Origin of the sequence: Staphylococcus sp. Y174-1 (assembly GCF_049897865.1) — a bacterium.
GTDB classification, from domain to species: domain Bacteria; phylum Bacillota; class Bacilli; order Staphylococcales; family Staphylococcaceae; genus Staphylococcus; species Staphylococcus saprophyticus.
Genome location: NZ_JAFCXB010000005.1, coordinates 19,953 through 43,008 on the forward strand (window position 1 = coordinate 19,953; position 23,056 = coordinate 43,008).

General features: G+C 33.6%; 27 protein-coding genes and 2 riboswitches. Of the genes, 13 read left to right on the forward strand and 14 right to left on the reverse strand.

The features are described 5' to 3' along the window. Window positions 1-59: 59 nt before the first annotated feature. A complete protein-coding gene (locus ACP7BT_RS12105; protein ID WP_041079837.1) occupies window positions 60-434 on the reverse strand; it encodes a VOC family protein in 375 nt (124 codons plus the stop codon). 200 nt (window positions 435-634) lie between these two features. Between ACP7BT_RS12105 and ACP7BT_RS12110 the strand changes: the two genes are divergently transcribed. The 3 genes from ACP7BT_RS12110 (at window position 635) to merA (ending at window position 2,937) form a co-directional block, all read left to right on the forward strand. After that, a complete protein-coding gene (locus ACP7BT_RS12110) occupies window positions 635-1,021 on the forward strand; it encodes an SRPBCC domain-containing protein (RefSeq protein ID WP_241091753.1) in 387 nt (128 codons plus the stop codon). 172 nt (window positions 1,022-1,193) lie between these two features. Next, window positions 1,194-1,628 (forward strand): redox-sensitive transcriptional regulator HypR, encoded by a 435-nt coding sequence (hypR, locus tag ACP7BT_RS12115; protein WP_037539144.1) that lies wholly within the window; start codon window positions 1,194-1,196, stop codon window positions 1,626-1,628. Beyond that, on the forward strand, window positions 1,615-2,937 hold the full coding sequence (merA, locus tag ACP7BT_RS12120) for a hypothiocyanous acid reductase MerA (protein WP_037539143.1): 1,323 nt from the start codon (window positions 1,615-1,617) through the stop codon (window positions 2,935-2,937). Before hypR ends, merA begins: the two co-directional genes overlap by 14 nt. A 79-nt stretch (window positions 2,938-3,016) precedes the next feature. Here the strand turns inward: merA and ACP7BT_RS12125 are convergent, their stop codons facing one another. Next, on the reverse strand, window positions 3,017-3,196 hold the full coding sequence (locus ACP7BT_RS12125; RefSeq protein WP_002484285.1) for a hypothetical protein: 180 nt from the start codon (window positions 3,194-3,196) through the stop codon (window positions 3,017-3,019). Between the two features lie 306 nt (window positions 3,197-3,502). Between ACP7BT_RS12125 and ACP7BT_RS12130 the strand changes: the two genes are divergently transcribed. Beyond that, window positions 3,503-3,922, forward strand: coding sequence for a GNAT family N-acetyltransferase (locus tag ACP7BT_RS12130; protein WP_041079838.1), 420 nt, complete (start codon window positions 3,503-3,505; stop codon window positions 3,920-3,922). Between the two features lie 41 nt (window positions 3,923-3,963). Here the strand turns inward: ACP7BT_RS12130 and ACP7BT_RS12135 are convergent, their stop codons facing one another. Further along, entirely contained in the window at window positions 3,964-4,188 is a 225-nt protein-coding gene (locus ACP7BT_RS12135) for a hypothetical protein (RefSeq protein ID WP_037539142.1), read from the reverse strand. 293 nt (window positions 4,189-4,481) lie between these two features. Next, window positions 4,482-4,581, forward strand: a riboswitch (guanidine-I (ykkC/yxkD leader). A 52-nt stretch (window positions 4,582-4,633) separates the two neighbouring features. Here ACP7BT_RS12135 and ACP7BT_RS12140 point away from each other — a divergent pair. From ACP7BT_RS12140 to ACP7BT_RS12155, 4 genes are all read left to right on the forward strand, one after another. Continuing rightward, entirely contained in the window at window positions 4,634-4,960 is a 327-nt protein-coding gene (locus ACP7BT_RS12140; RefSeq protein ID WP_041079839.1) for a DMT family transporter, read from the forward strand. Beyond that, the gene (locus ACP7BT_RS12145) at window positions 4,960-5,274 is read left to right on the forward strand and encodes a DMT family transporter (protein WP_002484281.1); all 315 of its coding nucleotides are present in this window, start codon (window positions 4,960-4,962) and stop codon (window positions 5,272-5,274) included. The genes ACP7BT_RS12140 and ACP7BT_RS12145 overlap by 1 nt, the downstream gene beginning before the upstream one ends. 380 nt (window positions 5,275-5,654) lie before the next feature. Beyond that, on the forward strand, window positions 5,655-6,281 hold the full coding sequence (locus ACP7BT_RS12150; RefSeq protein WP_002484280.1) for a LysE family translocator: 627 nt from the start codon (window positions 5,655-5,657) through the stop codon (window positions 6,279-6,281). Between the two features lie 212 nt (window positions 6,282-6,493). After that, window positions 6,494-7,825 (forward strand): PepSY-associated TM helix domain-containing protein, encoded by a 1,332-nt coding sequence (locus tag ACP7BT_RS12155; protein WP_041079840.1) that lies wholly within the window; start codon window positions 6,494-6,496, stop codon window positions 7,823-7,825. A 366-nt stretch (window positions 7,826-8,191) separates the two neighbouring features. Here the strand turns inward: ACP7BT_RS12155 and ACP7BT_RS12160 are convergent, their stop codons facing one another. Together ACP7BT_RS12160 and ACP7BT_RS12165 are read right to left on the reverse strand one after the other, a co-directional pair. Continuing rightward, window positions 8,192-8,524: a DUF4889 domain-containing protein gene (locus tag ACP7BT_RS12160; RefSeq protein ID WP_041079841.1), complete on the reverse strand. Its 333-nt coding sequence runs from the start codon at window positions 8,522-8,524 to the stop codon at window positions 8,192-8,194. A 103-nt stretch (window positions 8,525-8,627) separates the two neighbouring features. Further along, entirely contained in the window at window positions 8,628-8,993 is a 366-nt protein-coding gene (locus ACP7BT_RS12165) for a DUF4870 domain-containing protein (RefSeq protein ID WP_041079842.1), read from the reverse strand. A 139-nt stretch (window positions 8,994-9,132) separates the two neighbouring features. On the opposite strand from ACP7BT_RS12165, the gene ACP7BT_RS12170 reads away from it, so the two are divergent. Continuing rightward, on the forward strand, window positions 9,133-9,711 hold the full coding sequence (locus ACP7BT_RS12170; RefSeq protein WP_041079843.1) for a histidine phosphatase family protein: 579 nt from the start codon (window positions 9,133-9,135) through the stop codon (window positions 9,709-9,711). Between the two features lie 43 nt (window positions 9,712-9,754). Here the strand turns inward: ACP7BT_RS12170 and ACP7BT_RS12175 are convergent, their stop codons facing one another. The 5 genes from ACP7BT_RS12175 to ACP7BT_RS12195 all read right to left on the reverse strand — a co-directional run bounded on the left by ACP7BT_RS12175 (window position 9,755) and on the right by ACP7BT_RS12195 (window position 14,426). Next, a complete protein-coding gene (locus tag ACP7BT_RS12175) occupies window positions 9,755-9,970 on the reverse strand; it encodes a hypothetical protein (RefSeq protein ID WP_011303933.1) in 216 nt (71 codons plus the stop codon). A 310-nt stretch (window positions 9,971-10,280) separates the two neighbouring features. After that, window positions 10,281-10,901, reverse strand: coding sequence for an NDxxF motif lipoprotein (locus ACP7BT_RS12180; protein WP_041079844.1), 621 nt, complete (start codon window positions 10,899-10,901; stop codon window positions 10,281-10,283). 605 nt (window positions 10,902-11,506) lie between these two features. Beyond that, complete coding sequence (ahpF, locus tag ACP7BT_RS12185) at window positions 11,507-13,030, reverse strand: alkyl hydroperoxide reductase subunit F (protein WP_002484275.1); 1,524 nt, start codon at window positions 13,028-13,030, stop codon at window positions 11,507-11,509. A gap of 16 nt (window positions 13,031-13,046) precedes the next feature. Continuing rightward, window positions 13,047-13,616 carry an alkyl hydroperoxide reductase subunit C gene (ahpC, locus tag ACP7BT_RS12190; RefSeq protein WP_002484274.1) on the reverse strand — a complete coding sequence of 190 codons (570 nt, stop codon included), beginning with the start codon at window positions 13,614-13,616 and terminating at the stop codon, window positions 13,047-13,049. A 480-nt stretch (window positions 13,617-14,096) separates the two neighbouring features. Next, entirely contained in the window at window positions 14,097-14,426 is a 330-nt protein-coding gene (locus ACP7BT_RS12195; protein ID WP_002484273.1) for a helix-turn-helix domain-containing protein, read from the reverse strand. A gap of 402 nt (window positions 14,427-14,828) precedes the next feature. Between ACP7BT_RS12195 and nfsA the strand changes: the two genes are divergently transcribed. Both nfsA and ACP7BT_RS12205 read left to right on the forward strand, forming a co-directional pair. Beyond that, the gene (gene nfsA / locus ACP7BT_RS12200; RefSeq protein ID WP_037539133.1) at window positions 14,829-15,584 is read left to right on the forward strand and encodes an oxygen-insensitive NADPH nitroreductase; all 756 of its coding nucleotides are present in this window, start codon (window positions 14,829-14,831) and stop codon (window positions 15,582-15,584) included. Between the two features lie 86 nt (window positions 15,585-15,670). Then, window positions 15,671-16,246, forward strand: a complete 576-nt coding sequence (locus ACP7BT_RS12205) for a hypothetical protein (protein ID WP_002484271.1) — start codon at window positions 15,671-15,673, stop codon at window positions 16,244-16,246. Window positions 16,247-16,420: 174 nt separating this feature from the next. Here ACP7BT_RS12205 and ACP7BT_RS12210 read toward each other — a convergent pair whose 3' ends face one another. The 4 genes from ACP7BT_RS12210 to ACP7BT_RS12225 all read right to left on the reverse strand — a co-directional run bounded on the left by ACP7BT_RS12210 (window position 16,421) and on the right by ACP7BT_RS12225 (window position 20,614). Beyond that, a complete protein-coding gene (locus tag ACP7BT_RS12210; protein ID WP_037539132.1) occupies window positions 16,421-17,800 on the reverse strand; it encodes an L-cystine transporter in 1,380 nt (459 codons plus the stop codon). Window positions 17,801-18,064: 264 nt separating this feature from the next. After that, the gene (locus ACP7BT_RS12215; RefSeq protein ID WP_041079846.1) at window positions 18,065-19,102 is read right to left on the reverse strand and encodes a hypothetical protein; all 1,038 of its coding nucleotides are present in this window, start codon (window positions 19,100-19,102) and stop codon (window positions 18,065-18,067) included. Between the two features lie 121 nt (window positions 19,103-19,223). Then, window positions 19,224-19,889, reverse strand: a complete 666-nt coding sequence (locus tag ACP7BT_RS12220; protein ID WP_002484268.1) for a hypothetical protein — start codon at window positions 19,887-19,889, stop codon at window positions 19,224-19,226. A 308-nt stretch (window positions 19,890-20,197) separates the two neighbouring features. After that, window positions 20,198-20,614 carry a general stress protein gene (locus ACP7BT_RS12225; RefSeq protein ID WP_041079847.1) on the reverse strand — a complete coding sequence of 139 codons (417 nt, stop codon included), beginning with the start codon at window positions 20,612-20,614 and terminating at the stop codon, window positions 20,198-20,200. A gap of 225 nt (window positions 20,615-20,839) precedes the next feature. After that, window positions 20,840-20,942, forward strand: a riboswitch (purine riboswitch). A 256-nt stretch (window positions 20,943-21,198) separates the two neighbouring features. On the opposite strand from ACP7BT_RS12225, the gene xpt reads away from it, so the two are divergent. Together xpt and pbuX are read left to right on the forward strand one after the other, a co-directional pair. Continuing rightward, complete coding sequence (gene xpt / locus ACP7BT_RS12230; RefSeq protein WP_002484266.1) at window positions 21,199-21,780, forward strand: xanthine phosphoribosyltransferase; 582 nt, start codon at window positions 21,199-21,201, stop codon at window positions 21,778-21,780. Beyond that, window positions 21,777-23,045 carry a xanthine permease PbuX gene (gene pbuX, locus ACP7BT_RS12235; protein ID WP_002484265.1) on the forward strand — a complete coding sequence of 423 codons (1,269 nt, stop codon included), beginning with the start codon at window positions 21,777-21,779 and terminating at the stop codon, window positions 23,043-23,045. The genes xpt and pbuX overlap by 4 nt, the downstream gene beginning before the upstream one ends. Window positions 23,046-23,056 lie beyond the last annotated feature (11 nt).

Here is a 23,056-nt window from a genome sequence, read left to right on the forward strand (position 1 = left end):
TTAGCCCATTATCAATATCAATGACAAATAAAATAGAACGGCTCAAACTATGTTGGAATCTAAACTTCTTTTACTGCAAAATAGTTGTTTTCTTCATCAGCAAAATTAAAAACGCGTCCCATAGGTAATGTCATAATGTCGCCAACAGTTACTTGGCTATCTTTTAGACGATTAAATAGTTCATCGAATTGTGTAGTAGCAAAAATCAAAGAGGGTGTATCAGTGCTAACGCCCATATCCATTTCATCTACTTTAGCTTTGTCTTGTAGAACAATGGCAGTTTGCGCATCGTCATTGGGTGCTAATTTAACCACACCCATTTGCATTTCTTCAGTATCTTCTACTACTTTGAAATCTAAATTTTTAGTCCAAAAAGTAATTGCTTTATCATGATCATAAACATAAATCATTACTTCATCTAATCTTTGAATCATTATATCGCCCCCATAATTTTTGTATTACTTAAATTTAAGTATATAAAATAAAACAGGTAATACAAAATATTTAACTGTTCAAACTAAGTGAAGTTAAATCGTCATAAAATATCATGCTAAGTGCAAATTATGTCAAACATATGTAAAATTCATATTATACAAATAGGAAGGACGTGGTTGGGATAGATATCATAACAAAAATGCAAGTTGATGTACCAAGAGAAACTGTTTTTGAAGCATTTGTAGATCCAGAGAAAATTGGAGGATTCTGGTTCTCTTCTAGTTCTGAAAGATGGGAACAAGGTAAAGCCATTACACTCCGTTATGAAGAATATGATGCTGAGTTAAATATCAACATTGAGCGGGTGGAGGACAACCAGTTAATAGCATTTACTTGGGGTGCACATCCTGTAACCATTCAATTTGAAGAGGGTGAAGCGGGCACTGTTGTAACAACAACTGAAAAAGACTTCGACATGCAAGATGTGAAGCAATTATTAGGTCAAAAAGAAGGCTGGGTTTATATGCTCAGTTGTTTGAAAGCCTACTTAGAGCATGGCGTTACCATTAGAGCAGCCATTTTATAGTGAAAGTGATTGAGCGAGAAACAGAGATCTAAATTAATTAGATGACAATCTCGCTCTTTTTTTATAAATGTTAAAAAAGAGGGAGTACAAAAATATAAGCAAAATACTTTTCAAAATAAACGGCATATGTCTTAATGTAATTATAAAAGTTACAATTAAAAAGGTGATGTTCATGAATTTAGAGTTTAATATTGCTGTGCATCTTCTGACGTTTTTAGTGAAACATCCGGATGAACGGTATAGTAGTAGTGAATTAGCAGAACGCATTTGTGTTAATCCTGTACAGTTAAGAAGAGTCACGAGAAAATTGAATAATCAACAGTACTTGGACGCAAGCCGTGGTAAATACGGGGGGTATCAAGCGAATGATCAAACAAAGAAAGTGAATCTCGCTGAATTATTTGTTGCATTTAGTGAAGAAAGATCGGATGGACGATTGTTTACAGGTGATGAAGGTAGTGACTGTGAAATTTCCAGGGAAATAGGTCATACAATGTCTAAGTTTCATAAAAGAGAGCAAGCCTTACTAATTGATTATTATAAAAGTGTAACTATCCAAGACGTATTAAACGAAGTATTAAAGGAGGATTCTCATGAAACAGTATGATTTAGTGATTATAGGATTTGGTAAAGGTGGTAAAACACTAGCGAAATTTGCTTCAGCACAAGGTAAAAAAGTAGCTGTCGTTGAAAAATCTCAAGAGATGTATGGTGGTACTTGTATTAATATCGGTTGTATTCCTTCTAAAACACTTGTACATGAAGGCTTAGACCATGGTTCGTTTGACCGAGCATTTTCAAGAAAAACAGATGTTGTTAATGCATTAAATAGCAAGAACTATCATAATTTAGCAGATGAAGACAATATTGATGTATTAGATTACACAGCTAAATTTAAATCGAATCGCGAAGTCAATTTATTAAATGATCAAGGTGATGTGGTAGAAACATTATCTGCAGAGCATGTAGTCATTAATACAGGTGCAAAATCAGTTATTCCACCGATTAATGGTGTAGAAAGTTCAAAACATTTATATGATTCTACAGGTATTATGAATCTAGATTTCCAACCTAAAAAATTAGTTATTGTTGGTGGTGGCTATATTGCATTAGAATTTGCATCTATGTTTGCCAATTTTGGTACACAAGTCACTGTCCTAGAACGTGGCGATGATATCATGCCGAGAGAAGACGAAGATATCGTTAAAGAAGTTAAAAAAGACTTAGCAGATAAACAAGTCGATATCGTATTAAACGCGAATACAGAAAGATTTGAAGATGTTGAAGCAGGTACACTTGTTCATACGACAGATGGCACATACGAAGCGGATGCTGTACTATTAGCTACTGGTCGCAAACCCAATACAGATTTAAATCTTGAAAATACAGATATTGAATTGGGTGAACATGGTGAAATTAAAGTAAATGAACACCTCCAAACAACTGCAGCAAACGTTTATGCATTAGGCGACGTTAAAGGTGGTATGCAGTTCACATATATTTCATTAGATGACTTTAGAATCGTGAAAGATCAATTGTTTGGTAATGGTGAACGTTCTACTGAAAATCGTGGCGCTGTGCCATATACGGTATTTATTGATCCGCCATTAGCACGTGTTGGTTTAACTGGTAAAGAAGCCAAAGCACAAGGTTATCATATTATGGAAAATACGGTTCCAGTTAATACAATCCCTAGACACAAAGTAAACAATGATCCAAGAGGTTTATTTAAAGCAGTGGTTGATAAAGATAGCGAAACCATCTTAGGCGTGACGCTATATGGTAAAGAATCTGAAGAAATTATTAATTTAATAAAATTAGCCATTGATCAAAAATTATCATATAAAGTATTGAACACAAACATTTATACACACCCAACGATGGTAGAGTCATTTAACGATTTATTTAATATGTAAATAAATTTACACTCAACGTTCAATATAGGAAGTTAAAAAGCTCGGGTCTCATCATAGCCCCGAGCTTTTTTATATGACTTTAACTAACCAAGGCTTTAATAATCTGTCCGATAAGGTAAAAAGCACCAATAATGATACAAACAATGCCGATACTAATATAACTTTGTTTTTTGCTTACGCCTTCCTTTTTAGAAGTCTGCTGATTTATGATGAGTAACACAATACCGACAATGATGAGTATGATTGAACCAATCCACATGATAAGTCGCCTCCTAATAAATATTCAGTATTGATTGCGTTGCGTGACTATGTTATCGCCCCGTTTAATATATATTTACCCGTCAGTAGCTAATAATTAACGTGTACAATGTATATTTCTATTTAGACATCATGATCAGCGTTATACGTAATAATGAAATTAGTTATTATGTATTAAAATCAATAGATTGCTATGACATCCATTAATTTTTAAAGATTCATGTTAAAATATATATTATTTAATAATTCATATATAAAGAACGATGTGGTTTATAAATATTGAAAATTATTTTGGAAGGTGTGCTAAATGGATATAAAATATGAGTATCAATTTGATATGAATGATATAGATGAAATAGTGCGCATTTATCATGGGAACCATTGGAATGGCCATAATCAAGAAGAAGTGATTACACTATTTAATACTGCGACACATGTCGTGATTGCAAAAAGAGAGGGACAAGTGATTGGTTTCGCTAGAGCGATGTCAGATGGTGTGTTTAATGCCGCGATTTATGATGTTGTAGTAGATACCACTTATCAATCTAAAGGCGTTGGCAATAAAATTGTTCAAGAAATGGTTAATTATTTAGGGGAACTTTCTTGTATTCATCTTATCGCAACTACTGGGAATGAATCATTTTACGAAGCGCTTGGATTTCGAAAATTAAAAACTGGAATGGCTATTTATAATAATGAAAAATTAAAAGATGAGTATACTGTTTAATTCATAACAGATATACTCATCTTTTTGTTGTGTAAAGAAGATTATAAAAGATTGTGACTCACGTCCTCGTAGGCATAATTTTTAAGTAAAGAACAACCAAGTGGGTGTTGTCCATTGTCTACATAGTGATTTATTTCTTCAAGGACATCTAATATTTCATATTCTGGCGTCGTAATATCAAACGTATATTTAAATAATTGCTTTTTGTCGGAAAGTACAGTAGCGATTAGTTCATCATTGTGCATTTTATAATTTAGTAACTGCATCGTTATCCCTCGCTTATATTATATTTCAATACATATGAAGTATTGATTGATGTAAATGAGAATAAATTTCAACTCATCTTTATCTAGATTATAATAATTACAATCTATAACTGATTATACATTAAAATTTATAAAATGTAGAGGGTTTTGACTTAAAAAATCTTGGAAATTTGTAAAATTTCACATGTAAACGCATGCTTAAGCCTTTTCTTAATAATAAATAATTTAAACTGGATGAAATGAATGAGCATGCTTGTAATCGTTAGTGTAATTTGCTACGATATAATTAATCGAATAAAGCTTTCTAGGGTTCCGCAAGGTGATTACTTTGGTCTGGTCCGAGAGAAAGCCACATATTTTTATGTGACACGGAAGGATAAAAGCCTGGGAGATAGTAATTAACACTATCTCCCGGGCTTTTTTTATTTTAAAGGAGGACATAGGAATGAATTGGATCAAAATTATTATCGCAACATTTTTTGAAGTAGGATGGGTGATTGGTTTAACCCATGCGTCATCTTGGTGGGAATGGCTGTTTACGATGATTGCTATATTTGTAAGCTTTTATTTATTAGTAGATGCTTCAAAGGTTCTGCCTGTAGGCACAGCGTATGCCGTGTTTGTAGGTCTCGGAACAACATGGGTTACGTTGTTTGATTTCTTGTTTTTTGGCGAACCGTTTAATGTTATGAAAATAATGTTAATTGTCATTTTACTTGCAAGTGTCATTAGCCTGAAATTAGTAACTACAAATAAAGGAGGAGAAGCATAATGGCATGGATCTTATTAGTTTTTGCAGGTGTCTTTGAAATGTTAGGTATAAATTTTTTAAATGCATATGTGCATCATCGTCAAAAACGAGATGCAATGGGACTCATTTTCTTTTTTGCTGTGAGTTTCATGGCATTATCTACCGCAATGATGTACCTTCCGATGAGCACAGCGTACGCAATATGGACAGGTATTGGTGCAGTAGGTGCCGCAATTCTTGGGATGATCTTTTATAATGAATCTAAGGATATTAAAAGAGTAGTATGTATTTTAGTGATATTGGGAAGTACGATTGGTTTAAAATTAGTGAGTTAAAGTGAAGGACAATTTGGTAAATATTATACGGTCAAAAATGTGATGAGGGATTATTCAATTTTCAAGTTTATATAGGACGTGATGAATATCGAAACACAGTATTGCAGTGTAGACAATGTACGTTTATATAAAAAAAAGACGACACATCCGTGTCGCCTTAAGAGTAATATGTTCATGAATATAAAAGACTAGTAGTCGGTTTCCAACTACACCTTTAATATATCATATCTAGTAATCAGGCTTCAATAAAAATGTAATATTGTCACATAAGCATTCATTTTTCCTCAAATCATATGAGTTAAAATAAAAAACTGTTAATTACGATATTGCGGGGATATTTGGTAACTGATACCATGAAGTACAAAGGTGGGGTGTAGTCTATGGAAGGTTTGGCAGCATTTATTATCATAACATTAATGATTATTATTGTTCTGGGGCCGGATTTCTTTGTCGTAATGAAAAATTCGATTACCTCAGGAAAAGGTAATGGCGCTATGGCAGCCTTAGGTATTACGTCAGCTCATGTAGTTTATTCATTGTTAGCTGTGTTCGGTATTATTTTTATACTGGCTAATATGTATTATGTCTTTGTGACAATTAAGATTTTAGGTGCTATATATCTTATATATCTAGGAATTAGAAGTATCATCAGTGCAAGACAAAGTATGAACTTTTCAACATCTCAGATGAAAGCACAGCGTATTACTTATTTAAGTTCATATAGACAAGGTTTTTTTAGTACGATTTTAAATCCCAAAGCATTACTTTATTATATCAGTATATTGCCGCAATTTTTAAGTACTGGTGAAGCTGTTACATCTCAAATTGCTATATTAACTGCAATTGTGACCACAGTTATTTTGCTCTGGTTTATTTTCTGTGTTTATATTTTTCAATATATTAAGCTATTGTTTACGAATAGAAAAATAAAAGCAATTTTTGATTATACGGTTGGCGCAATATTGATTGGCTTATCACTTAATCTGCTATTGAGTAAAAGTAGTTAAATAGCATGTATGAACGGCTGAGACATTACTTGATGTGTTGGACGTTTTATTTTATCCCATTTTAAATTACAAGTTACCATAGTCATAAATAAACAAAATAATTTAAATTGTAGATAATTGTTTGTAAAACTCTTTTGAAATATTCACAATTTATCTCCATAATAATCTTGTTAGTTATTTATAATATTAAAAAAGAGAGGGGGAATAAACTTTTGAAAAATATATTTAATCCATTACAGAGGCTTCATTTCTATGCAGCGTTATTTATTACGCCGCTACTGATTACGTTAACAATTTCGGGCATTGGGTTTCTGTTTTTCCAAGAAGTAGAAAATAATATTTATAAGACAGAATTTTTCGGTGATAGTCCTGTAAAAGAACATCAATCACTTAATCAGGCAGTCGATCAAGTAGAAGATAAATTTGATGGTTTTTACATAAGTAAAGTTAGTATTTTAGAAGAGCCTTATAATAGTAGAATTACATTAGATGATATGGCAGGGAACCAACGTTATGTTTTTCTAGATCAAAATAATCAAATTGTTGCTGATCAAAATGCAAAACATACGTATGCGAACGTTGTACGAAATATACATAGCTCATTATTTACTGAAAATACTTTTATTAATTACTTGGTAGAACTGACAGCGTGTTGGACTATTTTCATGATATTGTCTGGAACGTATATGTTAATTAAGAAAAAATTAATTACAAATAAAAGTAAGCGATTAAGATTCCAAAAATGGCATGCTACACTTGGGATTATCATTGCCATACCGGTGTTTGTGCTTGTATTGACTGGCTTGCCATGGTCTGGATTTATGGGGGCTAAAATTGCGAGTGTTATGGATAATTCTGGAGAGTTGGGACAGTCAGAATTGGCAGTTAATCCACCTAAATCAGATGTGAATGAAATACCTTGGGCAACACGTAAAAATAAGCAACCAGAGTCTGAGAGCGGATCTGCCCATCATGGTAGTGGTGAAATGCCAAGAACAGATATTAAAAAACAAATTTCGATTGATAAAGTTGTTGCAGAAGCACAAAAAGATGGCATTACGAAGCCATTTTCAATTGTTTATCCAACGAGTGAAGAAGCGGCATTTACAGTTTCGAAAGGTAGTAATACAGGTGTGACAGGCTTAGACGTGTCACCTTACGATGAACAGACGTTATATATAGATCAATATAATGGTAAAGATTTAGGTAAGGTGAAATATCAAGAGTACGGCATAATTGGTAAATGGTTTACATGGGGTATTCCTCTGCATGAAGGTCATTTGTTCGGTATTGCCAATAAAGTGATTAACTTGCTTGTATGTATCGCATTACTTGCTGCGGTAGGACTGGGTCTAACGTCTTGGATTAAGAAAATGAAAGCAACGCAAATTAAAATACCAAAAAGAGTTAAAAAGCCAATGTCTATTCCATTGGTTATCATACTGGTTATATTAGGGATATTGATGCCATTATTTGGTTTTTCTCTTATTATCGTTTTCTTAATAGAGCTATTGCTTTATTTTAAGGATAAAAAGAATCAATAGTGTACGAACGGAATTTTACTGCTTTCAGACTGTCGACAAAGTCTCCGACTTTGTTGGCAGTTTTTTTATGCACACTTTCCGCGGCACTGCCTTAGCCTGTAGTCTTTGGCTAGTGCTATTCCCACAGGAGTCGACATAAATCACTGTCAATAAAATATTGACTTGATTGCATAGGTGAGCCTACGAGAACTCTATTAGAAAATTTGATTTCTGCCCCACTCTCATTCTGTATTAAAAATAAGACTAATAATTAAAATAGATAAACTCCGCGCATATACTTGCGCAGAATTTGTCTACATTCAAAAAGCAGGAAGGTCTCAATGAGCCTCCCTGCTTTTTGTGTAGTAATCACATTAAATGTATAGATTACATTTCCATTTCATGTATTTTCATCATTAAACCATGTGGAATATCGTCGTGTTTTACAACTTCTTGTTTATAGAATGTTTTGCCGTCATCTTTAGAAACTAATTTAACAAAGTCACCTTTTTTAGGTTTGAAATCGTCATTTTTATTGTCTATTTTAACGTTTTTAGTCACGAGACCATCTTTTTCACTGACTACTTTTTCAGCAGTTGTACTATCTGACATATAGCCATAATATGTGCTCTTTTGACTCGATGTAATCATAAAGATGGTGAAGACGACACCAATAATGACTAAAATACTAATGATAGAAATTGTTAATTTTTTATTCATATACTCTGTCTCCTTTTATGTTAAGCATAAAGGATTAAAGTAAATTCGTATATAACCTTTTAAAATGTTGCTAATTTTGTCAAAAAATAAATTGCTATTCAGTTTAGGGATGGAAATAAGCGTGTTCAGAGATCAATACTCTGACACCACGATAAATATTTTTGATCGTATACCAAACGGTTATGACGAATAAAATAATTGCCACTGTAATCATTATCACACTGGTAATGGTAGAACTATTATTGATTAAGACGCCACCAAATCCAATGCTGAGAATTAAAAGTATCGGTCCAATATACGTTATAATATGATAAGCTAACGATTTAGCTGCGTGGCTAGAAGTAGGTCTATCAGCAAAAATCCATATAAAAATAGGTAATATGATTGGTGCAAAAAAGATACTAAAATAACTCAGTGCTGCGAGAACGCGTTCTCCTTGTGTACTGTTTTGTATAACTCTGTCATTCATTTGTATCACCTCATTTAGTATACTAACAAGGTAGTTTCAAAAAATATAGAGTAAAAGCTTAACATGACAGTATTGTTAGTTAATTCAATTGATTATGGTAATCATGCGCATATGCATACGAAAAGAGAGGATGGTTAATATGAAAATATATTTGATAAGACATGGTGAGTCACAATCAAATTATGATAAGAAACAAGGGAAAAATTATTTCTGTGGACAATTAGATGTACCACTTACTGAGAGAGGCACATGGTCAGCTCAATTATTACAGAGCTATTTTGACAAAAAAGCAATAGATCATATTTATATTTCGGATTTATTACGTACACGTCAAACTTATAATGCGATATTTGATAAATCGATTCCGGCAAGCGTGACCCCTTTGTTAAGAGAACGTTCGCTTGGTATTTTCGAAGGTAAAATGGTTGAAGCGGTGGAACAAAATCCATCTTATACGCGCTATTTTGAAGATCAAAATTATCTTGAATTTCGTCACAGTTTTACGCAAAAGGCGCCAGAGGGAGAAAGTTATGCGGATGTTATGGAACGTGTTAAACAATTTTTTGAAAATGAAATTGATGATTCACTCGATTCCATTGCTATCGTAGCACATCAAGTTGTTATACGTTGTTGCTTCGTATATTTAGGATATGATTTGGAAGCTACAGTGATTGATAGAAAAATTGAAAACTGTGTACCTTATGAACTAGAAAAATAGCCATTAACATAAAAAACCTGAACTACGACATCGTCGGTTCAGGTTAATATCTTTTAGCCGCTGTTAAGCTATCATGAAATCCTTGGAATAGCGTGTTGAAATTGTCTAAAAAACTTCCGACAATTACGGCAAGTATGACGTAAGTTACACTAAGTGCGATTGTTTTATAAGAAACAACGCCATATTTTTCTTTCTTCTCAAAGAGATTAAAAGCTATGAAGATAGCAGCCATGGCACCTATTAAAATTGTTAATATCATAAAGGTCTTCCTCCTTAAAATTATTACTTGAGTGGCTGAGCTTCGATTCATTTGTTCTTTAACTTATAAATAAGCATAACAAATGTTACTTTGTGAAAAAAAGGGATATCATATTAAAAAACCTTACAATTAAGTAAGGTTTTTTACAGAAATAAGTCATAGACTATGGTTAATATGGATATAAATAGGCTTGAGCCCTTTATAAATATGAAAAGGTGACATGTAATCTCTTTGTAACTTAACCGAATATTTTGTAAATACATAAGTAGCGACAGAGTTGGAAAACATATCTAAACTATAAGTTTGTCACTTATTTGTCGACGGCGTCAGATTTAATACCTTTATCTTTTAAGAATTTTTTGATTTTATCTTGTTGTTTCCCGTTAACATCTCCAGCATATTTTGTTGGTACATCTGCAACATTAAGTTTGTTTTGTGGCTGGTAATCTAATTGCTCAATGTCTTCGTCAGCATTTTTGATTGTGCTATTTAAGGCTGTAAAGTAATTAACGATTCGATCGAGGTTTTCTTCATACCCATCTGGGAATTTGTTGTTTTTTACGAACTTTTTGAAACGCACATCATTTTTAACTGAGTTATGTGATAGTTCGGATAAACGTTTTGCTTGTTTATCGGTAATCTTTGTATCTGTACCTGTTTGCTTATCTAATTGGTATTGGATTAGATACTTATTGTCTATAATATCTGAGTTCACATCTAGATATTTTTTAATTGCTTTATTAGCTTCTGCTTCGCTTAGTGTTTCGCCACTTTTGTCTGAATTAAAGATGTCTTGTTCAGTAATTGTTTTAACATTTTTAGGTGCGTTTTTTCCACTATAACCTTTGTCATCATCGGATTCATCATTTGAACATGCTGCGAGTATCACAGTTAGCACTAAGACCAATGAGAGTAATATACTTTTTTTCATAAATAAAAACTGCTCCTTTAAAAATAATCATACGTATATAACAAACTAATGAATGTATAAACACGTTCTTAAAAATTATAACTTAAGCGTATCATGTAGTGCTATTTATTTGAATGATGTATTAAATAATAAAACGCACAATCTTTTGAACAAAATATAAAAGAAAAGAGATGAACTTAGTAATTTTAAAAATATTCATTAGATTTTCATAATAAAATGTTACTTAGATATGTGCTGTATTTCAATTAATAATCAAATAAGCTATATGATGTGAAAAAGCATATGGGAGATGAATACCTCTAGTTGACACGGTGATTCGTTTTACAATGAGATGACAGTTATTTCCTTATGTGAAAGAGTCTTAATTTTTGGGTATTCATATATTGTAGTGATTTTGTAATTTGCTGATGCCGTGGGGAAATAGTATGAGTGAGAGACTATAGATTTGAACCAGATTTTAAGCAAATATGGACGGTCTAAATAGTGAGATTTTAAATATAAAGAGGAGCCTGAAACATCTATTTATGTCTCAGACTCCTCTTATTTTGAGAATGGGGGGATTTATATCTCAAATTTTTAATTTTCAGTGACGATAATGGGTATTACTAATGTCTGATAATATAATCAAAAGCATTTAATGCTGCATTAGCACCTGCGCCCATTGAAATAATAATTTGTTTATTGCGATCATCAGTGACATCGCCTGCCGCAAATATACCTGGGATACTTGTCGCATTCGTGCGGTCTACTTTAATTTCTTTGGCATCATTTAGTTCTACATAATTGTTTAACCACTCTGTATTAGGTAGTAATCCAATTTGTACAAAGATACCTTCTAATTCTAGCGTATGTTCCTCGCCTTGTGCCTTATCCTGATATTTAATACCAGTCACTGCATCGTCTCCAAGTACTTCGGTTGTTTGAGCATTTTTAATAACTGTTACATTAGGTAGACTGTTTAAACGTTCCTGTAAAATATTGTCTGCTTTAAGGTTTGCGTTACGTTCAAGTAATGTAACATGTTCAACGATGCCAGCTAAGTCGATTGCAGCTTCGACGCCTGAATTTCCGCCACCTATAACAGCGACATTTTTATTTTCAAATAACGGGCCGTCACAGTGTGGACAGAATGCAACACCTTTATTGATTAATGCTTCTTCACCTGGGACTTCTAGTTTACGCCAACGCGCACCTGTTGAAATAATAACCGTCTTACTCGTCAATTGAGCACCATTATCTAATGTTACGACAATACCGTCATCCGTTTTTTCAATATCACTGGCACGAATACCTGTCATGACATCGACATCATATTGTTTAATATGATCTTCTAATGCAGATGAGAATTTAGGCCCATCTGTTTCTTTAACAGTGACAAAGTTCTCAATGGTAGCTGTATCGTTAACTTGACCACCGATACGGTCTGCGACGATACCAGTACGTAAACCTTTACGTGCAGTGTAGACTGCAGCGCTACCACTTGCAGGACCACCACCGACAATTAATACGTCGTATGGTGCTTTATCGTTAAATTCAGCTGGGTCTGCTTGACTACCAAGATTTGCTAAAATATCTTGGATCGTCATGCGTCCATTACCAAATTCTTCGCCATCTAAGAAAATAGCGGGTACTGCCATAATATTTTCAGATTCTTCTCTGAAAATAGAGCCATCTATCATTGTATGAGAAATATTTGGATTTAATAAACTCATCAAGTTTAATGCTTGAACTACGTCGGGACATTTTTGACACGTTAAGCTAATATACGTTTCAAAATGTAGTGGACGATCGATTGCTTTAATTTGATCTATAATGGCTTGTTCTTCTTTTGGTGGACGACCACTTACTTGTAACAAAGCAAGAACTAGAGAATTAAATTCATGACCCATTGGTAAACCAGCAAAAGTAATGCCTGATGTTTCATTAGGTTTATCTACTGAAAAGCTTGGTGTACGTTTCAAGTCAGATGCTTCTATAGTAATGTGATCGGACGCGACAGATACTTCATCTAAAAGTTCTTTCAGTTCTTTAGATTTATCATCTGAACCAAGGCTCGCTTTTAGAACTACGTCGCCTTCCATCAATTGAAGTAATTGTTGTAATTGTGATTTAAGCTGATCATTTAGCATTTAAATCAATGCCTCCTTAGATTTTACCTACTAAGTCAAGACCAGGTTGTAATGTTTCTGAACCTTCTTCCCATTTTGCTGGGCAAACTTCGCCTGGGTGTTGACGTACATATTGCGCTGCTTTGATTTTGTGTACTAATGTGCTAGCATCACGGCCGATACCGTCAGCGTTAACTTCTGCTGCTTGTACAACGCCATCTGGATCTACGATAAACGTACCACGTTGTGCAAGTCCTAGTTCTTCATCTAATACATCAAAATTGCGTGTGATTGTTTGAGAAGGGTCACCAATCATAGTGTATTGAATTTTACTAATTGCATCTGAATGATCATGCCAAGCTTTGTGTACGAAGTGTGTATCTGTTGATACAGAATATACGTTGACACCTAATTCTTGTAATTTATCATATTGACCTTGTAAGTCTTCTAATTCAGTAGGGCATACGAATGAAAAGTCTGCTGGGTAGAAGCAAACAACACTCCATGAACCTTTTAAGTTTTCATCTGAAACTTCGAAGAATTCATCCTTTTGTGGATCGTATGCGTTAGCTGTAAATGGTAAAATTTCTTTATTTATTAATGACATAAAAATATCCTCCTATTTAATAATGTATTTTCAATTAGAATTAAGTAAGGGTAGATTTTTCTGTTTCTTAATTATAATAATTCTAATCTTCGTATTCTATTATTGCATTTCCCTCATTATTCGTCAACACAGAAGAATTTTGAGAAAACGCTTAAAAAAACCACTTTGACTCTGTGTTTTAGTATACAATAAAAATGTATTTTTACATTAAAATCGAGCGTTATACTTTATAAAATAACGCTGTATAAATAATAAATATCCTTTAAATTCTCAACTAAAACATGAAAATGAGAAGAAAGGCTATTTAAAAAAAGTATATTATTGTTGGGTGCTGATTAAATTCATATAGATGAATATTTACGTGCTTATGGTCTGTTCATATTTTATAAGCTATATAACAATCAATGATTTCATTGTTTAGACGGATAGCAGACTGTCCTGAGCGGTGTTATTCAATTTGTTAAATAAAAGAACGCAACATTAAATCATGCCCGCGATCGGGAAGAATAGCCACCAGTGTCCAGCTAAAAATTCCCAACCATTCATGCCTCTTTTTTGATGATGATACGATACAGGATCTTGATATGTTTCAATGATTGTTTTTTTAAACTGTTTGTCGCCTTTGATTAGTTCGTCTAAAGAGATATCAAACAAATCACTCATTTTAATGAGCATATCAATACTTGGATAAACTTTGTTTAATTCCCATTTTGAAATACTTTGCCTTGAAATATTCAATATCTCTGCAAGTTCGTCTTGAGACCAGTGTTTTTGTTCGCGTTTTTCTTTTATTTTTGATCCGATTTCCATAATAATCACTCCCTTTACGAATAATTTAATATAGAGCCTTTAATGCGTCACGCACTAAATCATATATTTTAAAGCAACCTAAAGGTGCATCTGTGATTTGAAAGTATTTCATAAAAAAATATAGAAAAATTATGTATAACATATCGCAATTATTGATTGAATGATTTTAATTATATTAAACCCATTAATTGGATTTGTACCGTGATATAAAATAATTTAACTATTAATAAACCATGCATGGTGCGATTTTTTTTAATGATACGATTAATCTGTATTGCAATAAGTAAGTTATTTACCTCTAAGTCTTTTAATAGTAATGAAAACGGGTAAACATAATGTAAACAAAGCAGTCGCTGTTTTGTTATGCTATGAGTAACTTTATGTAAAGAGGAGCGGTTAACATTGTCTGAGCATGTATACAACTTATTGAAGAATCATCATTCGGTTAGAAAATTTAAAAAGGAACCAATATCAGAAGCGCATATAAAACAACTGGTAGAAGCTGGTCAAAGTGCATCAACTTCAAGTTATTTACAAGCCTATTCAATTATTGGTATCAATGATCCAAAAATTAAGGAAGAATTGAAAGAAGTATCTGGGCAACCTTATGTTGTTGAAAATGGCTATTTATTTGTTTTTGTAATGGATTATTATAGACATTCCATTATCAATGAGGAATCTAAACATGATATGCAAACATCATTTGAATCTGCTGAAGGATTACTTGTAGGCACTATTGATGCGACATTAGTAGCTCAAAATATTGCAGCGACAGCTGAAGATATGGGCTATGGCATGGTGTATTTAGGATCATTAAGAAACGATGTGGAAAGAGTAAGAGAAATTTTAGAATTACCTAAACATACTTTCCCACTTTTTGGTATGGCATTAGGTATTCCAGAAGATGATGAAAATGGTAGCCCTAAACCAAGATTGCCATTTGAACATGTATTTCATGCTAATAAATATGATAGTGATAAAGATAGCCAACGTGAAGCATTAAAAGCATATGATCAAACAGTGAGTGACTATTATAGTTCACGTACAAATGGCGAACGTACTGAATCATGGTCTAATCAAGTTGCTAACTTTATGAGCGCGAAGCAACGACTAGATATGTTAGAACAACTGAATAAATCAGGATTTATTAAAAAATAATTCATTGAAAAACTAAGATTTACTTATAATAATTTCAATATTTTTAATATCCTGAGATAACTCGAAAGGGGGGGATCAAGTTGAATATGTTTGATAAGATTTTTAGAAAAAAACCAGATGCTTCGGAGTCTCAGAATAAAAATGAAAACTATATTTATTCATCAAATAGTAAACTCACGCCCGATGAAGCCCAACACTATTGGGAAAAGATGGCTCAAAAATTAATTGTCGGTGTTATTAATTCAGTAGATTATACGGCAGAACGCATCTTCATCTTGATCTCCTTTGATGAAAAAGACCCTACGATTGATATATTCTTCCAAATGAATGGACAGTTAAGAATGTGGAATGATTTAGATAATGAAGCGCACAAAAAGGTCATTTCAAATAGTATCGTTACTCAGGCGCCTAATATGGTTAAACAAATAAACTGTATATATAATAGTGTGGATATGACGAGACTCGCGTATTCTCAAGTTCAATATGAATTTGAAAGTAAAGCGTGGTATCTTCACGACATTACCGAAGACAGTATAGAAGCACAATTAGAGAAAGCACCAGCATTTCTAAAGTGGTTTGATGATGTGTCAAAATCAATCGATACACTGTCGCTCGATGGAAAACACAAAATCACGTGGGGACCTTTTAAACCAGAGTATTAGATGTAATTAGTGATATTAAATAAGCGGTTGATAAAAATATAAAAAAGGTTGGAACACAACGTTCAACTCTCTCTTTTGAGACAGTGAAACGAGCAGTATGTGTTCCAACCTTTTTCCATTTACTTGAATTATGACTAAACTTGCTACTCGAATTTAGTGATTAATTCAAATATATTAGTTTGTAATCTCGGCATATTCATTGTCGTTATAAGTGTCTTTGTCTAGGTTGTTTGTTAATTTTGCTGTACCTGTACCTGCAAGCATAGAGTCATTAACATTCAATGCTGTACGACCCATATCAATTAATGGTTCAACAGAGATTAAGACACCTGCAAGTGCGACTGGTAAGTTTAATGTAGATAATACAATAATGGATGCAAATGTTGCACCGCCACCTACACCAGCGACACCAAATGAACTGATAATAACGACACCGATGACAGATAATATAAATTGTAAGTTAACTTCTACACCAGCTGCTGGCGCTACCATAACAGCAAGCATTGCTGGGTAAATACCCGCACAACCATTTTGACCGATTGATAAACCGAATGAAGCAGAGAAGTTAGCGATACCATCAGGGACACCTAAACGGTTCTTCTGAGTTTGCACATTCAGTGGTAATGATCCTGCACTTGAACGAGAAGTGAAGGCGAACATCAGCACTTCGCCAGTTTTCTTAACAAATGTGACAGGGTTGAGACCTAAACCTGAAACAATGATTAGGTGAATGATATACATAACAATGAGTGCTGCGTAAGATGCAATCACGAACTTACCTAATGTCCAAATAGCACCAAAATCACTTGTCGCAATGGTAGATGTCATAATTGCTAAAATACCATAAGGTGTTAAACGTAAAACAAATGTCACGATTGCCATTACTAAATTATATAATGCATCGATACCACGTTTAAGTAAGTGTCCACTTTCAGGTTGTTTACGCATAACACGTAAAAATGCAAAACCGATAAACGCTGCGAAAATAACGACCGCAATTGTTGACGTTGTACGTTGACCGGTGAAATCTAAGAATGGATTACTTGGTAATAATTCTAAGATTTGTTGTGGTAACGTATTAGCAGCCATATCTTTAGCTTGGCTTGCGATTTCGCTACCTCTTGAACTTTCGGCACTGCCTAAGTCAATAGATGAAGCATCTAGTCCGAATACGAGTGCTGAAATAATACCAATGATTGCTGCAATAGCAACGGTACCAATTAAGAAAATAAAAATATAAATTCCGATCTTAGCGAATTTGTCCCCAATTTTAATTTTAGTAAATGCTGAAACGATTGAAATGAAAATAAGTGGCATTACAATCATTTGTAATAATGCAATGTAGCCATCACCAACGATGCTAAACCAATCCATGGACTGTTTAGTTACTTGTGAATCCACGCCGTAAATTAAATGAATAACGACACCAAAAACAATCCCTAACCCTAAGGCAGAGAATACACGTTTAGGAAATGAAACATGTCTTTTAGCCATTACATATAATCCAACGAGGAAGGCCACAAAAATAATAATGTTAAGAATAGTTAATAACATAAAAAAAGACCTACACTTTCTTAATAATAATTTTTTGAAATCCGATACGTATACTAAGGATATTAGCAATTTCAATAATATTCAAGTCTATGACTCAAGAAATTCATGAATTTTAAATGACTTTATTTTCTGATAATTTAAAGGTAGCAAAACGATGATTTCACCGTTTAGAAAATGAAATAAAAAAACGAATCCTAAATCACATTTCTGTGATCTAGAATTCGTTTAGTTTGATAGTTAATTAGCACCATTTATTAAAATAGTTTATAGATTGAATAGGCGTGCGAAGAAACCTTTACGTTCTTCTTTTGGTGTGTCATTTGCAACTGATGAAGACTGCGCATGTGTATCTTCAGTTGGCTGCGTTTGTGTGTTCGGTTTCGTTATTTCTTCATTAATAGATGAATTATCAGTAGATGATGTAGAAGTTTCATCTGTTTTGTCATCTGCTTTGACTTGTTCAGCAGAAGCCATTTCTTTTTCAGTAGCTGATGTTGAAGCATCTGTATCAGCTGTTGTCGTTTCAGTTGGTTGTTCGCTGATTTGAGTGATTTCAGATTCTTCAGTCGCAACTTGCGCAGAGGATTTATCAGTTGGGTTAGAAGCAGTTGCATCAGTTGTATCAGCTACAGTTTCAGAAGTTGTAGAAGTAACTTTATCATCAGATTTTTCGTCATTGCTCTCACTCTCAGTTGAATGTTCTGTTAGCGCGTCGCTGTTATTCGTTGTTGTATTAGCAGTGCTAACATGTTCAGTTTCAACATTTGATTTAGCTAACTCAGATTGTTCTTTTTGAGAATCTTGGATAACGCTCTGTGTCGTTTTGATTTCATCTGTTGACGTTTGAATCGCTTTTAGAGATTCTGTATTTGCGTCTAATTTTGTAGTGATTTGGTTCTGCATTTCGTGTAATTCCTGTTGTTGTTGATGTACTTGGTTAATCATTTGACCAAGCATATGACGTTCATCACGCATTTTTTGAATTTCCGAACGTAAATCTTCAACAAGTTTAGAAACATTTTGATCTGTAGGTAAATGATTACCGTCATCTTTGACTAATACTTGTAAGAAGTCTTTTTCTTTTTCTAATTCTTCAAAAGCTAAATCATAACTATTTGTTTGTTTAACTTTATCGGCGATATCTTGGAATAGTTCGATATCCTCTTCTTGGAAATCTGTAGCTTCACGGCCACGGTATTCTGTTTTACTAAGTTGGTAACCGCGTTCTTCTAAATGCTGAACGATTTTACGGACTTGTTTTTCACTTAGCTCCACGCGTTGTGCAAATTCTTTGGTTAACATAGAAATAAGTCCTTTCATTAATTAATTTATGTATACCGACGTTTGTCTTCGGTCAGTGAAACGTCAGTCTTACCTCTATGCTAGTTTAAACTGTTTTAACAGTGATTTCAAGTGGTGATAACTATCGTTTGCGTAATTCCATTTGTTCAAGTAGCGGATAAATAACACTTCGAGAAATTCTGTTTGCAAAAACATACTTGAGAATATAATTTGATTTCACGCTTGGTCCATAGATATCTTTTGTTAATTCAATATTTGACTTTATAAATAAATCCATAGCTTCGCCGCTCGCATAATCTTGGATATTAGGGGCTAAATAATCAATTTCATATTGTTTTTCAAAACCATGTTCATATAAAAATTGGCGTCTGTTATCCATGATTTGAACTACATCTTCAGAAATGTCTTCGGGTTCTTTAGGCACTTCCAACATAATGAAATTGACATCATGTGCATGCAGTTGATTCGACAGAGTGTTTATTTCTTTTTGAATACGTTCAAGCGTTTTTGTTATAATTTCATCATGCTCGGGTTTATCTTTAGCAATTAAATAAATTAAAAAAGATGAATTTGTCGTAGCTTCATAATGCGCTGTGGCTAAACTCACTACTTCATCTGATTCAATGCCTACTAAAAAGATATAATCATCTTTTGTACGTTCGTTTCTTAAGGACTGTTTAAAAATTTGTTCGTCTTCAGATAGACCGATATCAAATTTAGCATCATATAACTTCAATGCGGATTTAAATAACGGATCATCGATTGATGTTATTGTCTTAAACTCCATAGGTACACCCCCAAATTATTGCGTTCATTATAACATAATAGAGAAAATATGAATCGAATTGCAATTTAATTTAATTTGCAGTTAAACATAAAAAGGGTCGAGACATCAATATGTGTGTCTCGACCGACTAAATTATAAGGGCGTTATTTGTTTACGTTAGTACGACTTATACAAATGTTGTAGTACTAATCAAACAGTATCTCAGTACTTAATTTAACGTCACAGATGCGTCTCAAAATGGTTTTGGTGAAATGAGAGTTTAAGCTAACGCCTCCAGTACCATCTTTGATTTACGTATAACGTTTGGATTATGATTTTGGTCCGTTTGTTTCTTCGGAGTAATGGCTATTACTTTTAGTTTGGTTCGTTTCGAAAGCAACGTTGGCTTTGTCGGCTTCTAGGTGTGAAGTCGTATCCTTTGTTGCAACAACGAGATAATTATCGTTTAATATTTCTTTCTTATAGCGTTCTAATTCTTCTTCAGGTAGCTTGTAGTGAGCCAATACGGCTTCTTCACCGTCTTCGCCAGTTAAAATTTTAGCCATTTTATCACTGAACGAACCACTTGTAGCAGTTAGATTGACTTCAGAATCATGTAACGCATCAATGTGTAATTTTGTTTTACTAATTACGGTCATTTCTGATTCTTTATAACCCTCTGATAGTTTAGATTTTATTGCATCGATAAGATCATCTTTGTTTTGTACAATAGTGAATTCTGACATTTAGTGTTCCTCCGTTCATTATTATATGAATTATTTTGTGTTTACCCTTAAGTTATTATATAAAACGAATACAATTACATTATATAATGAACTTACACAACTGACAAACGACATTTCATGCATATGTGAACGTTTTCTGAAAAAATATAAAAAAGAAGTAAAAGCTTTTGTGAAGCGTTTACAATCAATAAGTGTATTGAAAATATTGCCAAAATTTGCTATCATCAGTTAATAATTTATCTAACTCATATAATCTGAAGGATACGGCTTTAGAAGTTTCTACCATGTTGCCATTAACAACATGACTATGGGTAAACAATACAATACACTAGCGATTCAAATTGAGAAGTTATGAAAAGTTGTGAAAGAAACTAGACTTTTTAAAGCGCTCATACATACAAGCTTTGTTCATTAAGAATACTTTTTTTACATAGTTAAAGGGAAATGAATGTAAAAAAATTAATTTTAAGGACATATATTGTAATTGAAACGATGCTGCTTTGGTATTGCACGTTCACTCATAGATCCTGAAACTAAGTTAGTTTAGGATTTTTTTTGTACACAAAATGAGGAGGTTTTTTCGAGTGGATTTGTTGAAGCAGAAAGTTGAAGCAGATGGTGTTGTGATTGATGAAAAGATATTGAAAGTTGATGGTTTTTTAAATCATCAAATAGACGCAAGGTTAATGCACGACGTGGGACAAACATTTTATGAGCAATTTAAAGATGAAGGTATTACGAAGATATTAACGATAGAAGCTTCAGGTATTGCACCAGCAATTATGGCCGCGATGCACTTCGACGTACCTTGTCTTTTTGCTAAAAAAGCGAAGCCGAGTACATTGAAAAAAGGTGTTTATCAAGCAGAGATTCATTCTTTCACAAAAAATACGACAAGTACCGTTGTCGTGTCTGATGAGTTTTTAGGTGAAAATGATCGCGTACTAATCATCGATGATTTCTTAGCCAATGGTGATGCTTCACTTGGGCTAAATGAAATTGTGAAACAAGCTAAGGCTACAACGGTAGGTATAGGTATTGTCGTAGAGAAAAGCTTTCAACCAGGCAGAGAACGTTTAGAAGAAGCTGGTTTAACCGTTTCATCTTTATGTAAAGTGGCATCATTAAGTGGTAATAAAGTGACGTTTGTAGGAGACGAAGCATGAAAACGTTCATCTTAAGCTTACAACATTTATTAGCGATGTATGCAGGTGCGATACTGGTTCCTATTATTGTAGGTACTAGCTTAGATTTCACGCCAGAACAAATCGCTTTTTTAGTAACAGTTGATATTTTCATGTGTGGTGTAGCAACCTTCTTACAAGTATGGAAAGGCACAGGAACAGGACTACCAATCGTATTAGGCTGTACATTTACAGCTGTGGCACCGATGATTTTAATTGGACAAACAAAAGGTATTGGTGACTTATATGGTTCATTATTCTTATCGGGTATACTAGTAGTTCTTATCGCACCATTCTTTTCTTATTTAGTTAGGTTCTTTCCACCCGTAGTTACAGGAAGTGTCGTTACGATTATTGGTATCAATTTGATGCCAGTTGCGATGAACTACTTAGCAGGCGGTGAAGGTGATAAACATTACGGTGATCCTAAAAATATCATCTTAGGTGTCGTTACGCTGATCATCATTTTAATTGTACAGCGTTTTACTGCTGGATTTCTAAAATCTATTGCCATACTTATTGGACTGATTGTTGGCACAGTATTAGCTGCACTCTTTGGTATCGTGGATGTTAATCAAGTTGGCACAGCACATTGGTTCTCTTTACCACAACCATTTAGGTTCTCAACGTTTAGCTTTGACTTAGGTGCAACGCTCGTATTCTTTATTGTCGCATTAGTCAGCTTAATAGAATCAACTGGTGTATATCACGCATTGAGTGAAATTACAGGTAAAAAATTGGAACGTAAAGATTTCCGAAAAGGTTATACAGCAGAAGGTATTGCTATCATTTTAGGTTCAATCTTTAATGCGTTTCCGTATACCGCTTATTCACAGAATGTTGGGTTAGTGTCATTATCTGGTGCGAAAAAGAATAAAGTTATCTATGGCATGGTCATCTTGTTAATCATTTGTGGTTGTATTCCTAAATTGGGTGCACTTGCTAATATGATTCCTCTACCAGTATTAGGTGGAGCGATGATAGCAATGTTTGGCATGGTCATGGCATATGGTGTTAGTATATTAGGTAATATTAATTTTAAGAATCAAAATAATTTATTGATTATTGCTGTATCAGTTGGACTAGGAACGGGTATAAGTGCAGTACCGCAAGCGTTCAAAGCTTTGGGTGAGCAATTTGCATGGTTAACACAAAACGGTATTGTTCTTGGCGCAATTTCAGCAATTATTTTGAATTTCTTTTTTAATGGTATAAAACAGCAACAAGATACGGAAGTTATGAAATAATGATGTTATCA

Bases quoted from the DNA above. Each gene is read 5' to 3' on its own strand.
- ACP7BT_RS12175 (WP_011303933.1), bottom strand. From the start codon at position 9,970: ATGATATTAACAATTTTAATAGGTGCCATGGCTGCTATCTTCATAGCT.
- merA (WP_037539143.1), top strand. From the start codon at position 1,615: ATGAAACAGTATGATTTAGTGATTATAGGATTTGGTAAAGGTGGTAAA.
- hypR (WP_037539144.1), top strand. From the start codon at position 1,194: ATGAATTTAGAGTTTAATATTGCTGTGCATCTTCTGACGTTTTTAGTG.
- ACP7BT_RS12110 (WP_241091753.1), top strand. From the start codon at position 635: ATGCAAGTTGATGTACCAAGAGAAACTGTTTTTGAAGCATTTGTAGAT.
- ACP7BT_RS12220 (WP_002484268.1), bottom strand. From the start codon at position 19,889: ATGGAGTTTAAGACAATAACATCAATCGATGATCCGTTATTTAAATCC.
- ACP7BT_RS12150 (WP_002484280.1), top strand. From the start codon at position 5,655: ATGGAAGGTTTGGCAGCATTTATTATCATAACATTAATGATTATTATT.
- pbuX (WP_002484265.1), top strand. From the start codon at position 21,777: ATGAAAACGTTCATCTTAAGCTTACAACATTTATTAGCGATGTATGCA.
- ACP7BT_RS12210 (WP_037539132.1), bottom strand. From the start codon at position 17,800: ATGTTATTAACTATTCTTAACATTATTATTTTTGTGGCCTTCCTCGTT.
- ACP7BT_RS12130 (WP_041079838.1), top strand. From the start codon at position 3,503: ATGGATATAAAATATGAGTATCAATTTGATATGAATGATATAGATGAA.
- ACP7BT_RS12140 (WP_041079839.1), top strand. From the start codon at position 4,634: ATGAATTGGATCAAAATTATTATCGCAACATTTTTTGAAGTAGGATGG.
- ACP7BT_RS12215 (WP_041079846.1), bottom strand. From the start codon at position 19,102: ATGTTAACCAAAGAATTTGCACAACGCGTGGAGCTAAGTGAAAAACAA.
- ACP7BT_RS12170 (WP_041079843.1), top strand. From the start codon at position 9,133: ATGAAAATATATTTGATAAGACATGGTGAGTCACAATCAAATTATGAT.
- ahpF (WP_002484275.1), bottom strand. From the start codon at position 13,030: ATGCTAAATGATCAGCTTAAATCACAATTACAACAATTACTTCAATTG.
- ACP7BT_RS12195 (WP_002484273.1), bottom strand. From the start codon at position 14,426: ATGGAAATCGGATCAAAAATAAAAGAAAAACGCGAACAAAAACACTGG.
- ACP7BT_RS12205 (WP_002484271.1), top strand. From the start codon at position 15,671: ATGTTTGATAAGATTTTTAGAAAAAAACCAGATGCTTCGGAGTCTCAG.
- ACP7BT_RS12165 (WP_041079842.1), bottom strand. From the start codon at position 8,993: ATGAATGACAGAGTTATACAAAACAGTACACAAGGAGAACGCGTTCTC.
- ahpC (WP_002484274.1), bottom strand. From the start codon at position 13,616: ATGTCATTAATAAATAAAGAAATTTTACCATTTACAGCTAACGCATAC.
- ACP7BT_RS12225 (WP_041079847.1), bottom strand. From the start codon at position 20,614: ATGTCAGAATTCACTATTGTACAAAACAAAGATGATCTTATCGATGCA.
- ACP7BT_RS12135 (WP_037539142.1), bottom strand. From the start codon at position 4,188: ATGCAGTTACTAAATTATAAAATGCACAATGATGAACTAATCGCTACT.
- ACP7BT_RS12145 (WP_002484281.1), top strand. From the start codon at position 4,960: ATGGCATGGATCTTATTAGTTTTTGCAGGTGTCTTTGAAATGTTAGGT.
- ACP7BT_RS12105 (WP_041079837.1), bottom strand. From the start codon at position 434: ATGATTCAAAGATTAGATGAAGTAATGATTTATGTTTATGATCATGAT.
- ACP7BT_RS12160 (WP_041079841.1), bottom strand. From the start codon at position 8,524: ATGAATAAAAAATTAACAATTTCTATCATTAGTATTTTAGTCATTATT.
- ACP7BT_RS12125 (WP_002484285.1), bottom strand. From the start codon at position 3,196: ATGTGGATTGGTTCAATCATACTCATCATTGTCGGTATTGTGTTACTC.
- ACP7BT_RS12180 (WP_041079844.1), bottom strand. From the start codon at position 10,901: ATGAAAAAAAGTATATTACTCTCATTGGTCTTAGTGCTAACTGTGATA.